The following is an 18,561-nucleotide window of genomic DNA, read 5'->3' as shown; positions in this document are numbered from 1 at the left end:
GAAAAATCATGAGCAGCGAAACTGCCGTCAACGACGCCCAGGGCGCAGCACAATCCGGTGTTGCCGCCAGCGGCTCGCAGCCGGTGGGAGCCGCCCGTCGCCGCGGCCCGTTCCGAGAGGGCGAACGCGTCCAGCTGACTGACGAACGCGGCCGGATGAACACCATCACCCTGGAGCGTGGCGGCGCCTTCCACACCCACCGCGGCTTTCTCAACCACGACGAGATCATCGGCCAGGTGGATGGCTCCGTCGTCGTGAACAATGTGGGCCAGCAATACCAAACACTGCGCCCACTGCTCTCCGACTTCGTCCTCTCCATGCCGCGTGGCGCCGCCGTCGTCTACCCCAAGGACGCGGGCCAGATCGTCACGATGGCGGACATCTTCCCCGGCGCCCGCGTGGTGGAAGCCGGCGTCGGCTCAGGAGCCCTGTCCATCTCCCTGCTGCGTGCCGTAGGCGACAATGGTTACCTCCACTCCTTCGAACGCCGCGAGGAATTCGCCGACATAGCGCGCGGCAACGTGGAGACCATCTTCGGCGGACCGCACCCTGCGTGGCAGATTTCACTCGGCGACTTCCAGGAGGAAGTGGTCAAGGCCGAAGCCCCCGGCTCCGTCGACAGGGTGGTCCTGGACATGCTGGCACCGTGGGAATGCCTCGACGCCGTTGCCACCGTCCTCGCCCCCGGCGGAGTGTGGATCAACTACGTTGCCACCGTCACCCAGCTCTCCCGGATGGCCGAAGCCATCCGTGCCGACGGGCGCTTCACGGAACCCGACGCCTGGGAGTCAATGGTCCGCGGCTGGCACCTCGAAGGCCTGGCGGTACGCCCCGACCACCGCATGGTGGCGCACACGGGTTTCCTCCTGGTCACCCGCCGGCTCGCCGACGGGGTCACCGGAATCTCCGTAAAGCGCCGTCCATCGAAGACCGAATTCAACGAAGAGGACGTCAATGCCTGGACGCCCGGCGCCGTAGGAGAGCGTGCGGTGTCGGACAAGAAACTCCGCAGGGCCGCCCGGGACGCCATTGCCGGCACGAACGTCGTGGATACGCCCGAGGTTACGAACTAGTCCATATTTCGGGAGTCTCCATCCCTACCCGCCTTCTTGGGACTAATGTCTTAACAGAAGCGCAGGAAGGGGCTGATACATCATGGAGACTCCAAACCAGGACTCCGGACGTACACCGGCAGAGCAGTCTGCCGCCAACGACCTCTCGGTTGCTGACCGCCAGGTCAACATACTTCGGGACAAGCTCAGGCACATCGACCGCCAGCTCGCAGCGGCAACCCAGAACAACACCAAGCTGGTCACCATGCTTGAGACCGCGAAAGCGGAAATCCTGCGGCTCAAGAACGCCCTGGACCAGGAAGGGCAACCGCCGTACAGCTTCGGCACCATCCTGCAGCTCAATCCCAAACGGCAACCTGCCCCGGGCAGCAGCGGACAGGCCGCCACCGAGGAATCAGCGGACATCTTCAACGCGGGGCGGAAGATGCGGGTGGGCATCAGCCCGCTGGTCAACATCAACCAGTTGGCCGTCGGGCAGGAAGTACTGCTCAACGAGGCCCTCCTGATCGTCGCCGGACTCGGTTATGAGCGGGCCGGCGAGCTGGCCACGCTGAAGGAGATGCTGGGGCGCGACCGCGCCCTGGTGGTGGGCCGTGCGGACGAAGAACGCGTTGTCCGCCTGTCCGGTGCCCTCCTGGCCGAAAAACTCCGGGTCGGTGATGCCCTCTCCATCGATTCACGCACCGGGTATGCCCTGGAGAAGGTTCCACGTTCCGAGGTGGAGAACCTGGTCCTTGAGGAAGTCCCGGACATCACCTACGAGGACATTGGTGGCCTCGGACCCCAGATTGAACAGATCCGCGACGCCGTCGAACTGCCGTTCCTGCATCCGGACCTCTACCGGGAGCACGGGCTGAAGGCTCCCAAGGGCATCCTGCTCTACGGTCCTCCCGGCTGCGGCAAAACGCTGATTGCCAAGGCGGTGGCCAATTCCCTCGCGGCCCGGGCGGCAGAACGGTCCGGGAACGTGGATCTCAAGAGCTACTTCCTCAACATCAAGGGGCCCGAACTCCTCGACAAATATGTGGGCGAAACGGAACGGCACATCCGGCTGATCTTTTCCCGCGCCCGGGAAAAGGCCTCCGACGGCAGCCCCGTGGTGGTGTTCTTCGACGAGATGGACTCGCTGTTCCGTACCCGCGGCACCGGGATTTCATCCGACGTCGAGACCACCATCGTGCCCCAGCTCCTGAGCGAGATCGACGGCGTGGAGCGCCTCGACAACGTGATCGTGATCGGTGCGTCCAACCGTGAAGACATGATCGACCCCGCGATCCTCCGGCCGGGCAGGCTGGACGTGAAGGTCAAGATCCAGCGCCCGGACGCGGAAGCCGCGGCCGACATCTTCAACAAATACATCACCCCTGACCTGCCGTTCCACGAATCGGACCTTGCCGAACACAACGGTGACGTCCAGGCGACGGTCGACGCCATGGTCCAGCGCACCGTAGAAGCCATGTACTCCACGGACAAGTCCAACGAGTTCCTTGAAGTCACTTACGCCAACGGTGACACCGAGATGCTCTACTTCAAGGACTTCAACTCGGGCGCCGTGGTCCAGAACGTGGTGGACCGGGCCAAGAAGTACGCCATCAAGGACTTGTTGACCTCGCACCAGAAGGGACTCCGGATCGAGCACCTACTGCGCGCCGTCGTGGATGAGTTCCGCGAACACGAGGACATGCCGAACACCACCAATCCTGACGACTGGGCACGCATCTCCGGGAAGAAGGGCGAACGGATCACCTACATCCGCACCATCGTCCAGGGCAAGGCCGGGCAGGAGCCCGGAAAGTCGATCGAAACCATGCCCACCACGGGACAGTATCTATGACGGGTGCACCAGGACCCGCCGTCGGGGACGCCCTCCCAGCCGGCGGGGCCATGCGGGTCATGGGAGCGGAAACCGAATACGGGATCCATGCTCCATCCGCACCCTCGGCAAACGCCACCATGATGAGTGCCCGCGTTGTCCAGGCCTACGCCCAGGTCACCCGGCAGCGGGCCGCCGGGGGAGCGGAAACCCGGTGGGACTATACGGACGAAGAACCCCTGCATGATGCCCGGGGCTGGACGGTGGACCGAGGATCGGCGCATCCCAGCCAGCTGACCGACCAGCCACCCGTGCTTGACGCCGAGTCCGTAGCGCTGGCTTACGGCCGTGAGGAACTTGAGCTCGACGGCCAGGACGAGTCCGGGTCCCTGCTAATGAATATGGTCCTTGGCAACGGGGCCCGGCTGTACGTTGACCATGCCCACCCGGAGTACTCAAGCCCCGAGGTGACCAATCCGCGCGATGCTGTGGCCTGGGACGCCGCGGGTGACCTGGTTGCCCTGGCCGCGGTCCGGCGCCTCGCAGCTGACCCTGCCCTGCCTCCGGTCAATCTCTACAAGAACAACACCGATAACAAGTCCGTTTCCTATGGGTCGCATGAAAACTACCTCATGCCCCGGTCCGTGCCGTTTGGCGACATTGTCCGCGGACTGACTCCCTTCTTCGTCAGCCGGCAGGTGGTGTGCGGAGCCGGTCGCTTGGGACTCGGCCAGGACAGTTCCGCCCCCGGCTTCCAGGTCAGCCAGCGGGCCGACTTTTTCGAGGCAGAAGTGGGGCTGGAAACCACCATCCGCAGGCCCATCATTAACACAAGGGATGAGCCCCACGCCACAGCGGACAAGTACCGGCGCCTGCACGTGATCATTGGGGATGCAAACCTCAGCCAGGTATCCAACTACCTCAAGTTCGGTACCACCGCCCTGGTCCTCAGCCTGATCGAAGCCGGACTGGCGCCTAAAATTGAGGTCTACGAGCCAGTCACCGCACTGAAGACGGTCAGCCACGACACCTCGCTGACCGCAAAGCTCCGCCTGCTGGACGGCCGCCGGGTGACGGCGCTGGACCTTCAGTGGATGTACCACGAGGCCGCTGCCAAACTTGCGCAGGACACCGGTGTGGGTGACGCCGTGGACGGCGACGGCCACACCCACGACGTCCTGGAAAGGTGGGCCACCGTCCTGACGCAGCTGGACAACGACCGGACGGCGGCCGCGGGGTCGGTGGAGTGGCTGGCAAAGCTCTCCCTCCTGGAAGGCTACCGCCAGCGGGACGGACTGGAATGGAGTGATGCCCGGCTGGGCCTGGTGGATCTGCAATGGTCCGACATCAGGCCTGAAAAAGGCCTGTACCACCGCATGCTGGCCAGAGGCCGGATGCAGCGCGTGGTGGACGACGCGGCCATTGCCGCCGCCGTGGCGGAGCCCCCGGAGGACACACGGGCATTCTTCCGCGGAAAGTGCATCAGCAGCTTCGGGAAAGACGTCGTGGGCGCCAGCTGGGATTCGGTGATCTTCGACGTACCGGGTTACGGACGGCTCCAACGCGTGCCCACCCGGGAACCCTTGCGGGGAACCAAAGAGCTGACCGGAGCGTTATTCGAGCGCTACCGGGAAGCCGGACCGTTCCTGGGAGAACTGCTGGGACACAGCAGCACTCCGCCTGCGGCGTAAACCGCGCTGGAATGCCCGTCCCGTGGCAGGATGGGGATATCGGAGGATCCGCCGGATCCGCCGGAAGCACGAGGAGGGAACCCAATGGCAGGCCAGGAGCAACAGCAGCCGCAGTCACGCGACAGCCAGGTCGAAGACGACATTCCCGAGGCACCCCCGGCACCGCCCGAGGCGCAGGCGTCGGCATCTACAGAGGGCGTGGACGACCTCCTGGATGAAATCGACGGCGTCCTGGAATCAAACGCCGAAGAATTCGTCCGGGCATTCGTCCAAAAGGGCGGCCAGTAACCCGGACCCGATGGGTGGCGGAAGCCGCGGCCGGCCGGAATCTGTACCGACGTTGAAGTACCACGTTCAAGGAGTGATGAGTGCAGGAATCAACCGCCAACCAGGTAGCCGCCAACGCCACCTCGTCCTTTACCGAGCATTTGCAGCGGGACCGGCCCGAGCTATTGCCCTTTAGCCGGTCCTTCTCCGGTAGTGCGTCAGCGGCTGCCCCCGTGCAGGTTCCCCACGCCACCACGATCGTTGCCCTGAGCTACAACGACGGTGTCCTGATGGCGGGCGACCGGCGGGCCACCATGGGAAATGTCATCGCCAGCCGGCACATTGAGAAAGTCTTCCCCGCCGACCGGTTCTCGGTCCTGGGTATCGCGGGGACCGCAGGCATTGCGATCGACCTGACCCGGCTCTTCCAGGTGGAACTTGAGCACTACGAAAAGATCGAGGGCACCCAGCTCAGCCTTGAGGGAAAAGCCAACCGGTTGGGCGCCATGATCAGGGGCAACCTGCCCATGGCATTGCAGGGCCTGGCGGTGGTGCCACTGTTCGCCGGTTTCGATACCAGCGCCAATGTGGGCCGGTTGTTCTCCTATGACGTCACCGGGGGCAGGTATGAGGAACACGAACACCATACGGTGGGATCGGGCTCGGTCTTCGCCCGCGGCGCCCTGAAGAAGCTTTGGCGCCCCAACCTCACCGCTGCCGAGGCGCTGTCCGTCGCCGTGGAATCCCTCTACGACGCCGCCGATGACGATTCCGCCACCGGTGGCCCGGATACTGTCCGGCAGTTGTGGCCGGTGGTCTATACGGTGGACAGGACAGGTGCCCGCCGGGTTCCGGACGCCGAACTCTCGGCCGCCTCGCGGAACGTCATCGAGTCCCGCACGATCGCCGGACGGGAGGCCTGAGATGACGCAGCAGTTCTATGTCTCACCCGAACAACTGATGAAGGACCGCGCAGACTTCGCGCGGAAGGGCATCGCCCGTGGCCGCTCGGTGGTGGTGATCAGCTGCGCCGACGGCATCGCCCTGGTCGCCGAGAACCCTTCCCCGTCACTGCACAAGATCGGCGAAATCTACGACAAGATCGCCTTCGCCGCCGTAGGCAAATACAACGAGTTCGAGAGCCTCCGCCAGGCCGGTGTCCGCTACGCCGACGTGCGCGGCTACTCCTATGACCGCGAGGACGTCACCGCCCGCGGCCTGGCAAGCGTCTACGCCCAAAGCCTCGGAGCAGTCTTCACCGCCGAGCAAAAGCCCTTCGAGGTGGAGCTTGCCGTTGCCGAGGTGGGCCCCACCCAAGCCGACGACCACCTGTACCGATTGACCTTCGACGGCTCGATCGCAGACGAACACAGCTTTGTCGTCATGGGTGGACAGGCCGAGAAAGTCTCCTCCGCCATCGACGCCGGCTGGCAGGCCTCCTTGGGATTCGCCGACGCCGTCCGCCTGGCGTTGAAAGGGCTGACACCTGCCGCGGACACGGACCAACCGGCCACGCCGCTGCCCGCAAGCGCCCTCGAGGTGGCGGTCCTGGACAGGCTTTCCGAAAGCTCCCGCGGGTCACGGCGCGCCTTCCGCAGGCTGAACGACGCGGACATTACGGCATTGCTGGCCTAGGAGGACCACATGGACAAGAGAATCTTCGGTATCGAAACCGAATTCGGGATCTCGTATTCAAGCCCCGATTCGAGGCCTCTTGCTCCGGAAGAGGTGGCGCGGTACCTCTTCCGGAAGGTGGTCAGCTGGGGACGCTCATCCAATGTGTTCCTCACCAACGGTTCCCGGCTCTACCTCGATGTTGGATCCCACCCCGAGTACGCCACCGCCGAATGCGATGACCTTGCCCAACTGATCGCCCATGACCGCGCGGGTGAGCTGATCCTCGACGACCTCGTGGACGAGGCCCAGGCCCGGCTGGCGGCAGAGGGCTTCAACGGCACCGTGTACTTGTTCAAGAACAACACGGACTCGGCCGGCAACTCCTACGGCAGCCACGAGAACTACCTCATCCCGCGGCGCGGAGAATTTTCCCGCCTCGCCGAGATCCTGATTCCCTTCCTCGTGACCCGCCAGCTCATCGCAGGGGCCGGAAAAATCCTGAAGACGCCGCACGGAGCCACGTACGCGTTTTCCCAGCGCGCCGACCACATTTGGGAGGGCGTCTCCTCGGCCACCACCCGGTCACGACCCATCATCAACACCCGCGACGAGCCCCATGCGGATGCCGAGTTCTACCGGCGGCTCCACGTCATCGTCGGGGACTCGAACATGTCAGAGGCCACGGCGCTGATGAAGGTGGGCACCGTGGACCTGGTGCTGCGCATGATCGAAGCCGGGGTGATCATGCGCGACATGCGCATGGAAAACCCGATCCGGAGCATCCGCGAAATTTCCCATGACCTCAGTGGCAGGGCACTGGTGCGGCTTGCCAACGGGCGACAGCTCACGGCCCTTGAAATCCAGCAGGAGTACCTCACCAAGGTCACCGCCTTCGTCCAGGAGCACGGCGCGCACAACCCGCACGTTCCGGTAATCCTGGACCTGTGGGAACGCACCCTCCACGCGATCGAAACCGGCGATACCAGGAGCATCGACACCGAAATAGACTGGGCCATCAAGAAGAAGCTGATGGACAACTACCGTGAACGCCATGGCCTGGGCCTGGAGGCGCCACGCATTGCCCAGCTCGATCTGACGTACCACGACATTTCCCGCAGCCGGGGTATCTACTATTTGCTGCAGTCCCGCGGGGCCGTGCGCCGGATCGTTGACGATACCGTCATCAAGGGAGCCGTGGACGCGCCGCCGCAGACCACGCGCGCCAAGCTGCGGGGCGACTTTGTCCGCCGGGCCCAGGAGCTGGGACGGGACTACACGGTGGACTGGGTGCACCTGAAGCTCAACGACCGCGCCCACCAGACGATTCTCTGCAAGGATCCGTTCCGCAGCGTGGATGAGCGCGTGGATGCCCTGCTGGACTCTATGGGCTGACGTCCAGCTTCAGGGTCTATTCTGGATGAGGTCCTTTTAACGGGACCTGCCACGGCACGGTCCGCTGCCATGCGGAATGTCGTATCCACCTTGCCCCGACGAAAGTTTCCTACGTGCGCCGACTACTAGCAATCCTCCTTCCCGGCCTGCTGCTGCTGACCGCCTGTGGAGGCACAGCTTCACAGCCTGAGCCCACCAGCCAGTCCGCCGGGGAGACTGCAAAGTTCGACTCCCTCAAGCTGACCGACAACGGCGACAAGAAGGCCCCGGGTGTGGACTTCGCCAAGCCCCTGTCCGTCACCGAACCGACCATTAAGGTCGTTTCCCAAGGCAGCGGCGACGCCGTCAAGGCAAACCAGGTGGCCAAAATTTCCATCCTGGCCCTGAACGGCACGGACGGATCCCAGCTGGAGGACACGTTCCCCAGCGACCCCGAGAGCCTCGAGCTGACCGACGACCTCAAGACCAGCAGCCCGGTCATCTACAACGCGTTCGTTGGCGCAAAGGTCGGATCCAGCCTGGCCTTGGCCGTCCCGGGCCAGCAAAGTGCCCCGTCAGCCAGCCCCAGCCCGTCCGACGGCGCCAGCCCCAGCCCGAGCGCGGCAGCTGATCCCACGCAGCTGCTGATCATCAAGGTCATTTCCGCTGCCGACTCCACACCCGTCCTGGACAAGGCCCAGGGCGAGACCGTGACGCCGCCCCCCGGCCTTCCCACCGTGACGGAAAAAGACGGCAAGCCGGAAATCAACGTTGCAGGTGCAGCTGCCCCCACGGCACTCGTGTCCCAGGACCTGATCAAGGGCACCGGCGCCACCGTCAAGGAAACCGACAGGCTGACGGCGAACTATGTTGGCGTCAACCTCGCCGACGGAACCAAGTTCGATTCCAGCTTCGACCGCGGCCAGCCTGAAACCTTCCCGTTGACCGGTGTCATCAAGGGCTGGACCCAGGGCCTGGCCGGCAAGACCGTCGGCTCCCGCGTCCTGCTTGTCATTCCCAAGGACCTGGCCTACGGCGATGCCGGCAAGGGCCAGGCAAAGGGTGACCTTGTCTTCGTAGTGGACATCCTCGGGGTCAAGTAGCAACACTTACAAGGAGGCCGCATCCTTTCGCGGCACCCACCAGAACACTCACGCAGAGGAGCAAACATGTCGTTTGGACAGCGGGAATTCGACCGCCAGAAACCCGAGATCGATTTTCCGGAAGGCGACGTCCCCACGGAACTGGTCATCACCGACCTCATTGAGGGCGACGGCCGGGAAGCCCAGGCGGGCGACACCGTCTCCACCCACTACGTCGGCGTGGCCTGGTCCACCGGCGAAGAGTTCGACGCCTCATGGGGCCGCGGCGCACCGCTGGACTTCCGCGTCGGTGTCGGCCAGGTCATCCAGGGCTGGGACCAGGGCCTGCTGGGCATGAAGGTCGGCGGCCGGCGGCGCCTTGAGATCCCCTCAGAACTGGCATACGGCTCCCGTGGAGCCGGTGGAGCGATCAAGCCCAACGAGGCACTGATCTTCGTCGTGGACCTCGTCGGGGTCCGCTGACTTTCAGCACACCGCACCAACCGCAGGCGCGGCAGCACAGGGATGTTTCCCGGTGCTGCCGCGCTTTCGGTTTAAGGCGCAGGAGTTTAGTAACGTAGCCAAGGTGTCCGTCTCCCGCACTGAACGACTCCTCAACCTGTTGATCGCGCTCCTGAACACCCGCTATGGGCTGCGGCGCAGCGAACTGCGGGAAAAGGTCTACCACGACGCCTCCGGCAACGACGTCGCGTTCGGCCGGATGTTCGAGCGCGACAAGAACGACCTGCGGGCCATGGGCTTCGATGTCGAGACCCTCACCGACGCCGGCTGGGGCGAAGACGACCCTGCCACCACGCGCTACCGGATCGGCAAGGAATCCAACACCCTCCCCGACGTCCAGCTGGGACCAGAGGAATGGACCGTCCTGCTGCTCGCCTCGCAGCTCTGGGAGCGGGCCGCCCTGGGCACGGCGGCCCAGAGCGCACTGCGCAAAATCCAGGCCTCCGGGCGGCTGTCGGACGTTGGACTGCCCGCCGGCGTCCAGCCCCGGATCAAGCCTGCCGGGCAGGCCTTCGATGACATAGTGGCCGCCATGCATGCCAGGCATCCTGTCAGCTTCACCTACCTGGCCGGTACCACGGGTAGGGAGGAAGAACGCGTGGTGGAACCGTGGGGCCTTGGCAGCCGCTTTGGCCAGTGGTACCTGATGGGGTACGACCGGACCCGCAACGCGCCCCGGCATTTCCGCCTCTCGCGGTTCACCAGCGCCGTCACGATACTGACCAAAGACCAGTACGCACCGCCCGCGGACTTCAGTATCCGCGCCGAACTGGACCGGCTGCCGGAACTGCCGCTGCGCACCGCCGTCGTGGACGTCAGGAAGGGGCGCCTCCTCGCCTTGCGCAGCCGTGCAGGAGGCGCCGCGACGCAGGAGCCGGGCGGAGGGCCCGCCGACGGCTTTGACCGGCTTGTCCTCGAGTACCGCGATCCGGAAGGGCTTGCCGAAGAACTTGCCTCCTACGGGCCGGACGCCCGGGCGGTCGAGCCGGAAGACCTTGCCGCGGCCGTGCGCCGCCGCCTTCAGGCCGCCGCCGCCTTCAACGCCGCACCCGTCCCCGCTTACACGTTCATCGACGTCCACGCCCGGGCCGCCCGCAAGCGGACCTCCGAGGACCAGCTCAAGCGCATGCTCCAGCTGGTCCCCTTCCTGGTCCACAACCAGGGCCTGCACATCCAGGATGTCGCAAGGCATTTCGGGATCACCCGCGAGGAGCTTGAGGCTGATCTCCAGATCCTCATCTGCTCCGGGCTGCCCGAGGGTTATCCGGATGACCTGCTTGATATCCAATGGGAAGACGACCACGTCTTCATTTCCCAGGATCTGGACTTGAAGCGGCCCGTCCGATTCACCGTGGAGGAAGCCTGTGCACTGCTGACCGGCCTCGAAACGCTCAACGGCCTGCCCGACCTGCCTGGCGGAGGGGCTTTGGAATCCGTCACCCTCAAGCTGCTCGCCGCAGCCGGTGAGGAGGGCCTCCGGGCGGCCTCCATCGCAGGACCGCAGGTGGCACCCGCAGACGCCGAAACCCATGCCACCGTCCGGCAGGCTATTGAAACCCGCTCCCAACTCCGGCTGACGTATCTGTCGCCCCAGCGGGACGCGGTCACGGTCCGGGATGTCGACCCCCTTCGGCTCTATTCACTGGACAACACCTGGTATCTCGAAGCCTGGTGCCACAGTGTGGCAGGGCTTCGGAACTTCCGCCTGGACCGCGTGCAGGCGGTGCACCCCAATGGCGCACCTGCCGGCGGCCACGCCACGCCCGGCGGCGGAGTGCCTGCCAAACTTTTCACCCCCAACGACGACGACACCACAGTGATCATCCAGCTCACCCGGCAGGGGAGGGGCCTGGCGGACGACTACTACGCGGAGCGCACCGCGGAATTGCCCGACGGCGGCCTGGTAGCCGAGATCAGGTTTGGCAACACAGCGTGGCTGCCCATGTTCGTGGCCCAGCACGGGGGCACGGCCAGGATCCTGGCGCCCGCGGAACTTGCCGGTGCGGCGAGCGAATGGCTCGCGGCGTCGCTGGCAACCTACGGCGGATAGACTTCCAGCATGCCTTGGTGGTCCTGGATCCTGATTTGGATAGCGCTTGTTGCGGTATCCCTGCTGTTCTATGTCCTGTTGGGCATCCGCCTCTACCGCCAGTTCATGGCGACGGTAAAGGACCTCGGCGAGGCCGCCGCAAGGCTGGGGAGCCTTGGCCCGGCAGGGTTGCCGGAGGAGCCCGCCAATCCATCACGTGTCGCGCCGGGTTCGGCGGTTTTTGCCTCACCCGCCGTGATGCGACATGATTACGAGGCATCCAAATCGGCCAGGCAGGAAGAACGCCGCCGCCGTCGAGTGCAGCGCAAAAAGGACCGGGGCCAGCCGCAGGCGCTCGGAGATCTCGACTTCACATAGAAGTAGGATGTATTTAGAGGAAAGGATTTCCCGTGGGAAGACTCTTTGATGGCCCCTGGCCAATCGTCATTATCATCGTTGTAGCATTGCTTCTCTTCGCCGCCCCCAAACTTCCGGCCATGGCCCGCAGCCTGGGCCAGTCGATGCGGATCATCAAATCCGAGGTCAAGGAAATGAAGAACGACGGCAAAGCCGAGTCCTCCGAGCCCTCGGGCCCGGTGGAAGGCACCATCGTGAACCATCCCAAGGCGAAGCCCGCTGAGCCGACAGACGGCACTGACGTTCCGCCGTCGACCCGCGCCTGACCTCCCGTGGCACTGTCGCGGGCCCGTAAAGCCAACCCCGAGGGACGGATGTCCCTGTGGGAGCACCTCAAGGAGCTGAAAAACCGGCTGATCAAGTCGGCCATCGGCGTCGTCATCGGCGGCATTGGGGGCTGGATACTTTACGATCCGCTGCTGAAGGCCCTGGCCGAACCGGTCAACAGGATCTCAGATGAAACCGGCGGCCTGGCAGCGATCAACTTCGGAACCATCGCCTCGCCCTTTGACTTCAAGCTCCAGATGTCGCTCCTCATCGGGGCGGTAATTTCCAGCCCCATCTGGATCTACCAGCTCTGGGCGTTTATCACACCGGGCCTGACATCCAAGGAACGCCGCTACACCTTGGGCTACATGGCCGCCGCCATCCCGCTGTTCCTTGCCGGAATCTGGGTGGGCTGGCTGGTGGTTCCGCAGGTGGTCCACGCGTTGACGCAATTCACCCCCGCAGGCTCCTCGAGTGTCATCGATGCCCGGACCTATATCGAATTCGTCACGCGCATGGTGCTGATGCTGGGCCTCGCCTTCCTGGTCCCGGTGGTGCTGGTCGGCGTCAACATGGCCGGCCTTGTCTCCGGCCGCACCATCCTCAAGGCTTGGCGCATCACGGTGTTCCTCGTGTTCGTCCTGGCAGCCATTGCCGCGCCGGGCGCGGACGCCATCTCAATGTTCATGCTCGCAGGACCACTGCTGGCACTGTTCTTTGCTGCCATCGGGATCTGCATCATGAATGACAAGAGGCGAGACCGCCGTCAGGCCAAGCAGGTTGCCGAAACCGAGGCCAGCGCTGACGTAGCCACCCCCAGCAGTGAACTCAAGAAGCTCTAGCCTGCCGCTAGGCTTGGGATATGGCTTCCAACACCGGGTCGTTCTCCACCGGACCCACTGATTCCGAAGAACTGTCTCCCGCTGAAAGGTATCGTGCCAGCGCTGAACGCAGGGCTGAGGGCGCCACGTACCTCGGACAGTTTTCCCGGACCCTCGAGTTCGAGCTTGACGACTTCCAGCGGAACGCCTGCCGTTCCCTGCAGGAAGGCAGGGGAGTCCTGGTGGCAGCCCCCACCGGCGCCGGCAAAACCATCGTTGGCGAGTTTGCCATCTACCTGGCCCTGCAACGGGGCCTGAAGGCTTTCTACACCACGCCCATCAAGGCGCTCAGCAACCAGAAATTCAGCGAGCTCGCCACCAAGTACGGCGCGGACAACGTGGGGCTCCTCACCGGTGACACCAGCATCAACGGCGACGCGCAGGTGGTGGTCATGACCACCGAGGTCCTCCGGAACATGCTGTACGCCGACTCCGCCACGCTCGACGACCTTGGTTACGTGGTCATGGACGAGGTGCACTACCTTGCCGACCGGTTCCGCGGGGCGGTCTGGGAAGAAGTCATCATCCACCTGCCCAGCGAGGTCCAGGTTGCCTCCCTGAGCGCCACGGTCTCCAACGCCGAAGAATTTGGTGCGTGGCTGGACACCGTGCGCGGCGACACGGACATTATCGTGTCCGAGCACCGGCCCGTACCGTTGTGGCAGCACGTCATGGTGGGCCGCCGGATCATGGACCTTTTCGCCGGCGAAACCACCTTCGACGAGATCGCCCTGCCCGGCGGGGAAGGGGACGACCAGGCGCCCGCGCAGGACAAAGCCCGCGAGGACGCCAAGGCCCGCGGCTTTGACGTCAACCCTGAACTGCTGGATGTGGCGCGCCGCGAAATCCAGCAAAGCTTCCGGAGCCGCCAAGGCCCGGGAAAACGAGGCCGGCGCGGTGACGACCGTCCGGTCCGTGGCGCCGAACCCGCAGGGGTGCGCCGGGCCAGCCGTCCCCAAGTGATCGCCAGCCTTGACCGGATGGACCTTCTGCCGGCCATCACGTTCATCTTTTCCCGTGCGGGGTGTGAAGGTGCAGTCGCCCAATGCGTCGCATCCGGCCTGTGGCTCACCACGGAAACCGAACAGCGGATCATCGCGCAGCGGGTTGACGAAGCCGGGCAGGATATTCCACCGGACGACCTCGATGTACTGGGCTTTTGGACGTGGCGGGACGGACTGCTCAGGGGCTTCGCCGCCCATCACGCCGGAATGCTGCCCACCTTCAAGGAGGTGGTGGAGAAACTCTTTGCCGCCGGCCTGGTCAAGGCTGTCTTCGCCACGGAGACCCTCGCCTTGGGCGTGAACATGCCGGCGCGCTCGGTGGTGCTGGAGAAACTGGACAAGTTCAACGGTGAGGCCCACGTGGACATCACCGCGGGTGAATACACGCAGCTCACCGGCCGCGCCGGACGGCGCGGAATCGACGTCGAAGGCCACGCCGTGGTGCTGTGGCAGCCCGGGACGGACCCGACGGCGGTGGCCGGCCTCGCCTCCCGGCGCACCTACCCGCTGAACTCGAGTTTCCAGCCCACCTACAACATGAGCATCAACCTGCTAGCGCAGTTTGGCCGGTCCCGGGCCCGCGAAATCCTCGAATCGTCTTTTGCCCAGTTCCAGGCCGACCGCTCCGTGGTGGGTCTCGCCAGGCAGGTCCGAAGCAGGGAAGAATCCCTCGCCGGCTACGCCAAATCCATGACCTGCCATCTGGGCGACTTCACCGAGTACGCCCGGCTTCGGAGGGAACTGTCCGACGCCGAGAACGCCACGTCCCGGACCAAGTCCCGTGTGCAGAAGTCGCTCAGCGACGACTCGCTGGCCCGATTGCTGCCCGGCGACGTGGTCAACGTTCCGGGTGGACGCGCGCCGGGACCCGCCGTCGTCCTCAGCTCCGACCACGGCAGCCGCGAACCGCGGCCGGCCGTCCTCACACTGGACAACCAGCTCCGGAGGATCGGCACGGACGACCTCGAAGGTCCCATCGCGCCGGTAACCCGGATCCGCATCCCCAAGTCCTTTAACGCCAAAGTGCCCAAGTCACGCCGGGACCTCGCCTCATCGGCGCGGAATGCGCTGCGGGAGAACCGCCCGCCCGCGCCCGGCCAAAACCGGAACCACGACTTCGGCCGGGGCGCGGCGCTGCCCAACCAGGAGAAGCGTATTGCGGATCTCCGGCGTGCCCTCCGGGCGCACCCTTGCCACGGGTGCAGCGAGCGGGAGGACCACGCGCGGTGGTCCGAGCGCTGGTGGAAGCTGCGGCGGGAAACGGACGGCCTGGTCCGCCAGATCCAGGGCCGCACCAACACCATCGCCAAAACCTTCGACCGGGTCTGCGACGTGCTGTCAGCCTACGGCTACCTGGAAGACACAGGTGACGGCCGGCTGGTCATCAGTCCCGATGGGCAGCGGCTGCGCCGAATTTACGGCGAGAAGGACCTGCTCATCTCCCAGTCCCTGCGGCTGGGCGCCTTCGATGACCTTGACGCCACAGAGGTGGCAGCGCTGGCCAGTGTGCTGGTTTACCAGGCCAAGCGGGAGGACCGGGGCCTGCGGCCGCGGATGCCCAGCGTCTCCCTGGAAACGTCCGTGGACATTGTGGTCAGGGAGTGGTCCGCCCTGGAGGACGTGGAGGAGGAGAACAAGCTTCCGCTGACCGGCGAGCCCGAACTCGGACTTGTCTGGCCGCTTTACAAGTGGGCCCGCGGGCGGCATCTGCAGGACGTCCTGAGCGGGACCGACCTCGCCGCCGGCGACTTTGTCCGTTGGGTCAAGCAGGTGGTGGACCTGCTTGACCAGCTGGCCAAAATTCCCGGCCTGGATCCTCGCCTGTCCCGGCTGTGCGTTGAAGCCATCAACCTGATCCGCCGCGGCGTCGTCGCGTACTCGTCCGTTCTCTGATCCTCGTATCCTGCCGTCCCGTGCCGGCCCGTTCACACCCCAGGAGTCCTGCCCACCATGCCCCACCCCGATGCTGCTGCCCGTCCCGCCCCGGTCCTGTACCGCAACGGATCCGTCTACACCGCGGCGGACCCGTTCGCTACCGCCATGCTGGTGGATGGCGACACCGTCGCCTGGGTTGGGTCTGAACAGGCGGCAACGTCCATCGCCGACAGCTCCATGGAGATCATCGACCTCCGCGGCGCACTGGTGACGCCGGGCTTCGTGGACTCGCACATGCACCTGACGGAAACCGGCATCGCACTGGAATCCCTGCAGCTTGGCTCAGCGACGTCTGCCCGGGCGCTCTTGGACGCCGTCGCCGGCGCAAGGGGTGAAGGCCCCGTGCTGGGGCACGGCTGGGATGAGACCACGTGGGCGGACCCCACGCTGCCCACGGCGGACGAACTGGAGCGGGCGGCCGGCGGCAGGCCGGTCTACCTGTCCAGGGTTGACGTGCACTCGGCGCTCGTTTCACCGTCGCTGGCGCAGTCCGCGGACCTTCTGGGCCAGGACGGGTTCGACGGCGGGGCCAGGGTCATCCGGGCAGCCCACGCGGCCGCGCGGCTGGCCACGCGGAAGCTTCCGGCCGAGGCCCTGAAGCAGCACCAGGCCCGTGCCCTCGCCGAAGCCGCCGCCAACGGGTACGTGGCCCTCGCCGAGATGGGTGCGCCCCACATCGGCGGCGCCGACGATCTCAGGACCGCGGCAGCATGGAACGCACCGGATGCATCCGCCCGGCCGGTTCCGGATATCCTGGCGTACTGGGGTGAGGCAGTAGCTTCCGAGGAGCAGGCCCGTGCCCTCGTTGCACAGTTTGGTGGTGCCATCCGCGGGCTCGCCGGGGACCTGAATATTGACGGATCGCTGGGCTCCCGGACTGCCGCCCTCCGCGCCGGGTACAACGACGCGGGCCACGAACGCGGCGCGTTGTACCTGGACGTCGAGCAGGCCGCAGCCCATCTCGCTGCCTGCTCGCTGGCCGGTATCCAGGGCGGGTTCCATGTGATTGGCGACGCCGGGCTGGACGTAGCACTTGAGGCGCTTGACCGTGCCGCCCAAGAGGTAGGCGCACAGCGGGTGCGTGCCGCCGGCCACCGTTTTGAGCATGTTGAAATGGTGGATGCCGCGGCCGTCGAAAAACTGGCTTCCTATTCGGTGACCGTGAGCGCCCAGCCGTCGTTCGACGCAGCCTGGGGCGGACCGGGCGGCCTCTATGAGCGAAGGGTGGGGGAGCGGAGCCGGTCCATGAATCCGTTCGCCTCGTTCTACGCTGCGGGGGTCCCCGTCTGCTTTGGCAGCGACAGCCCGGTGACGCCGCTGCGTCCCTGGTCCAGTGTCCGCGCCTGCGTCGAACACCACAACCAGGACGAAAGAATTTCCGCGCGTGCCGCGTTCCTGGGCCACACCCGGGCCGGCTGGAGGGCCGCCCGGCACGCCAACCCGATGGCCGGACAACTGGTCCCCGGAGCCCCGGCAAGTTTCGCGGTGTGGGAGGTGGAAGAGCTCATGGTCCAGGTGGCTGACGGGCGGGTTCAATCGTGGAGCACAGATCCACGTGCCAGGACCCCGCTGCTGCCGGCACTGGACACGGGTTCGGATCCCGTGTGCCTCCAAACCGTAAAAGACGGTGCCGAACTGTTTGCCAGCCCGGCCTTGCGTTCCTGAGCCGGGATTCTTCCGCCCTATAATGGGGAGTTGCGCCCGCCGCCGGCCAGCCCGGCAACAGGTGCTCCGACCACTTCCACCAGGAAAGGCCCTTCGTGCGCGTCCTTACGATCATTCCCACCTACAACGAACTGGAATCGCTGCCCAAGACGCTCCAGCGCCTGCGGACGGCTGTTCCGGCGTCGGACGTGCTGGTGGTCGATGACAACAGCCCCGATGGTACCGGCACCCTGGCCGACGGCTTCGCCGCTGACGATTCCCAGGTCCATGTCCTGCACCGCAAGGGCAAGGAAGGCCTTGGGGCGGCCTACATCGCCGGATTCAAGTGGGGACTGGAAGCCGGCTACGACGTCCTCGTCGAAATGGACGCCGACGGCTCACACCAGCCCGAACAGCTCCCGCAACTCCTTGAAGCCATCGAGCAGGGCGCAGACCTCGCCATGGGCTCCCGCTGGGTCCCCGGCGGCAGCGTGGTCAACTGGCCGCTCTACCGGCAGGCAATTTCCCGCGTGGGCAGCACCTACGCCCGGCTGATGCTCGGCCTCCGGATCAAGGACGTGACCGGCGGCTACCGTGCCTTCCGCCGAAGCACGTTGGAAAAGCTCAACCTTGACCAGGTCGATTCGGTGGGCTACGGCTTCCAGGTGGATCTCGCCTGGCGCGTCGCCAAACTCGGCCTCCGGATCGAAGAACGCCCCATCACCTTCGTCGAACGCGAACTGGGCGCCTCGAAGATGAGCGGCAACATCGTGGTGGAAGCCATGATCAACGTCACCAAATGGGGACTCGCCGCCCGCTGGAACACGCTCGCCGGCAAAGTGGAAAACACGCAGGCATAGCTTGTAGCAGGGTTAACAAAGGGGGCGTCCCCGCACTTATGTGCCGGGGCGCCCCCCAGTTGGGGGGGGCGAGGGGGCGCGGCGCGCG

General features: G+C 65.4%; 16 protein-coding genes. All 16 read left to right on the top strand.

Annotation, left to right across the window (positions count from 1 at the left end; genetic code table 11):
• Positions 1 to 8: 8 nt before the first annotated feature.
• A complete protein-coding gene (locus ACFVVC_RS09730) occupies positions 9 to 1,073 on the top strand; it encodes a tRNA (adenine-N1)-methyltransferase (protein ID WP_387451976.1) in 1,065 nt (354 codons plus the stop codon).
• An 82-nt stretch (positions 1,074 to 1,155) separates the two neighbouring features.
• Positions 1,156 to 2,907, top strand: a complete 1,752-nt coding sequence (gene arc, locus ACFVVC_RS09725) for a proteasome ATPase (RefSeq protein WP_387451973.1) — start codon at positions 1,156 to 1,158, stop codon at positions 2,905 to 2,907.
• Positions 2,904 to 4,577 (top strand): depupylase/deamidase Dop, encoded by a 1,674-nt coding sequence (gene dop, locus ACFVVC_RS09720; protein WP_387451970.1) that lies wholly within the window; start codon positions 2,904 to 2,906, stop codon positions 4,575 to 4,577. The genes arc and dop overlap by 4 nt, the downstream gene beginning before the upstream one ends.
• Before the next feature lie 84 nt (positions 4,578 to 4,661).
• Positions 4,662 to 4,865 (top strand): ubiquitin-like protein Pup, encoded by a 204-nt coding sequence (locus ACFVVC_RS09715; RefSeq protein ID WP_018761343.1) that lies wholly within the window; start codon positions 4,662 to 4,664, stop codon positions 4,863 to 4,865.
• 80 nt (positions 4,866 to 4,945) lie between these two features.
• Complete coding sequence (gene prcB / locus ACFVVC_RS09710) at positions 4,946 to 5,767, top strand: proteasome subunit beta (RefSeq protein ID WP_387451967.1); 822 nt, start codon at positions 4,946 to 4,948, stop codon at positions 5,765 to 5,767.
• 1 nt (position 5,768) lies between these two features.
• On the top strand, positions 5,769 to 6,479 hold the full coding sequence (gene prcA, locus ACFVVC_RS09705; protein ID WP_285246099.1) for a proteasome subunit alpha: 711 nt from the start codon (positions 5,769 to 5,771) through the stop codon (positions 6,477 to 6,479).
• A gap of 9 nt (positions 6,480 to 6,488) precedes the next feature.
• Positions 6,489 to 7,853 carry a Pup--protein ligase gene (gene pafA, locus ACFVVC_RS09700; RefSeq protein WP_018761346.1) on the top strand — a complete coding sequence of 455 codons (1,365 nt, stop codon included), beginning with the start codon at positions 6,489 to 6,491 and terminating at the stop codon, positions 7,851 to 7,853.
• A gap of 113 nt (positions 7,854 to 7,966) precedes the next feature.
• Positions 7,967 to 8,935 (top strand): FKBP-type peptidyl-prolyl cis-trans isomerase, encoded by a 969-nt coding sequence (locus tag ACFVVC_RS09695; RefSeq protein WP_387451962.1) that lies wholly within the window; start codon positions 7,967 to 7,969, stop codon positions 8,933 to 8,935.
• Between the two features lie 66 nt (positions 8,936 to 9,001).
• Positions 9,002 to 9,397 (top strand): FKBP-type peptidyl-prolyl cis-trans isomerase, encoded by a 396-nt coding sequence (locus ACFVVC_RS09690; protein ID WP_285243018.1) that lies wholly within the window; start codon positions 9,002 to 9,004, stop codon positions 9,395 to 9,397.
• Between the two features lie 103 nt (positions 9,398 to 9,500).
• Positions 9,501 to 11,486 carry a helix-turn-helix transcriptional regulator gene (locus ACFVVC_RS09685; protein WP_387451959.1) on the top strand — a complete coding sequence of 662 codons (1,986 nt, stop codon included), beginning with the start codon at positions 9,501 to 9,503 and terminating at the stop codon, positions 11,484 to 11,486.
• A gap of 9 nt (positions 11,487 to 11,495) precedes the next feature.
• Entirely contained in the window at positions 11,496 to 11,843 is a 348-nt protein-coding gene (locus ACFVVC_RS09680) for a hypothetical protein (RefSeq protein ID WP_387451956.1), read from the top strand.
• A 32-nt stretch (positions 11,844 to 11,875) separates the two neighbouring features.
• Complete coding sequence (tatA, locus tag ACFVVC_RS09675) at positions 11,876 to 12,148, top strand: Sec-independent protein translocase subunit TatA (protein ID WP_387451954.1); 273 nt, start codon at positions 11,876 to 11,878, stop codon at positions 12,146 to 12,148.
• A gap of 48 nt (positions 12,149 to 12,196) precedes the next feature.
• Positions 12,197 to 12,991, top strand: coding sequence for a twin-arginine translocase subunit TatC (tatC, locus tag ACFVVC_RS09670; RefSeq protein ID WP_387452666.1), 795 nt, complete (start codon positions 12,197 to 12,199; stop codon positions 12,989 to 12,991).
• A 20-nt stretch (positions 12,992 to 13,011) separates the two neighbouring features.
• Entirely contained in the window at positions 13,012 to 15,927 is a 2,916-nt protein-coding gene (locus ACFVVC_RS09665) for a DEAD/DEAH box helicase (protein WP_387451951.1), read from the top strand.
• A gap of 57 nt (positions 15,928 to 15,984) precedes the next feature.
• Positions 15,985 to 17,634 carry an amidohydrolase gene (locus tag ACFVVC_RS09660; RefSeq protein WP_387451948.1) on the top strand — a complete coding sequence of 550 codons (1,650 nt, stop codon included), beginning with the start codon at positions 15,985 to 15,987 and terminating at the stop codon, positions 17,632 to 17,634.
• A gap of 95 nt (positions 17,635 to 17,729) precedes the next feature.
• A complete protein-coding gene (locus tag ACFVVC_RS09655) occupies positions 17,730 to 18,473 on the top strand; it encodes a polyprenol monophosphomannose synthase (protein ID WP_387451946.1) in 744 nt (247 codons plus the stop codon).
• The last annotated feature ends 88 nt before the right edge of the window (positions 18,474 to 18,561 follow it).

This window comes from Pseudarthrobacter sp. NPDC058196 (genome assembly GCF_042882685.1).
Taxonomy (GTDB): Bacteria; Actinomycetota; Actinomycetes; order Actinomycetales; family Micrococcaceae; genus Arthrobacter.
Note: the sequence above shows the minus strand (reverse complement) of the source record. Positions and strands in the feature narration are given on the sequence as shown.

Bases quoted from the DNA above. Each gene is read 5' to 3' on its own strand.
- ACFVVC_RS09690 (WP_285243018.1), top strand. From the start codon at position 9,002: ATGTCGTTTGGACAGCGGGAATTCGACCGCCAGAAACCCGAGATCGAT.
- prcA (WP_285246099.1), top strand. From the start codon at position 5,769: ATGACGCAGCAGTTCTATGTCTCACCCGAACAACTGATGAAGGACCGC.
- pafA (WP_018761346.1), top strand. From the start codon at position 6,489: ATGGACAAGAGAATCTTCGGTATCGAAACCGAATTCGGGATCTCGTAT.
- ACFVVC_RS09660 (WP_387451948.1), top strand. From the start codon at position 15,985: ATGCCCCACCCCGATGCTGCTGCCCGTCCCGCCCCGGTCCTGTACCGC.
- arc (WP_387451973.1), top strand. From the start codon at position 1,156: ATGGAGACTCCAAACCAGGACTCCGGACGTACACCGGCAGAGCAGTCT.
- dop (WP_387451970.1), top strand. From the start codon at position 2,904: ATGACGGGTGCACCAGGACCCGCCGTCGGGGACGCCCTCCCAGCCGGC.
- ACFVVC_RS09715 (WP_018761343.1), top strand. From the start codon at position 4,662: ATGGCAGGCCAGGAGCAACAGCAGCCGCAGTCACGCGACAGCCAGGTC.
- tatC (WP_387452666.1), top strand. From the start codon at position 12,197: ATGTCCCTGTGGGAGCACCTCAAGGAGCTGAAAAACCGGCTGATCAAG.
- ACFVVC_RS09680 (WP_387451956.1), top strand. From the start codon at position 11,496: ATGCCTTGGTGGTCCTGGATCCTGATTTGGATAGCGCTTGTTGCGGTA.
- ACFVVC_RS09665 (WP_387451951.1), top strand. From the start codon at position 13,012: ATGGCTTCCAACACCGGGTCGTTCTCCACCGGACCCACTGATTCCGAA.
- ACFVVC_RS09730 (WP_387451976.1), top strand. From the start codon at position 9: ATGAGCAGCGAAACTGCCGTCAACGACGCCCAGGGCGCAGCACAATCC.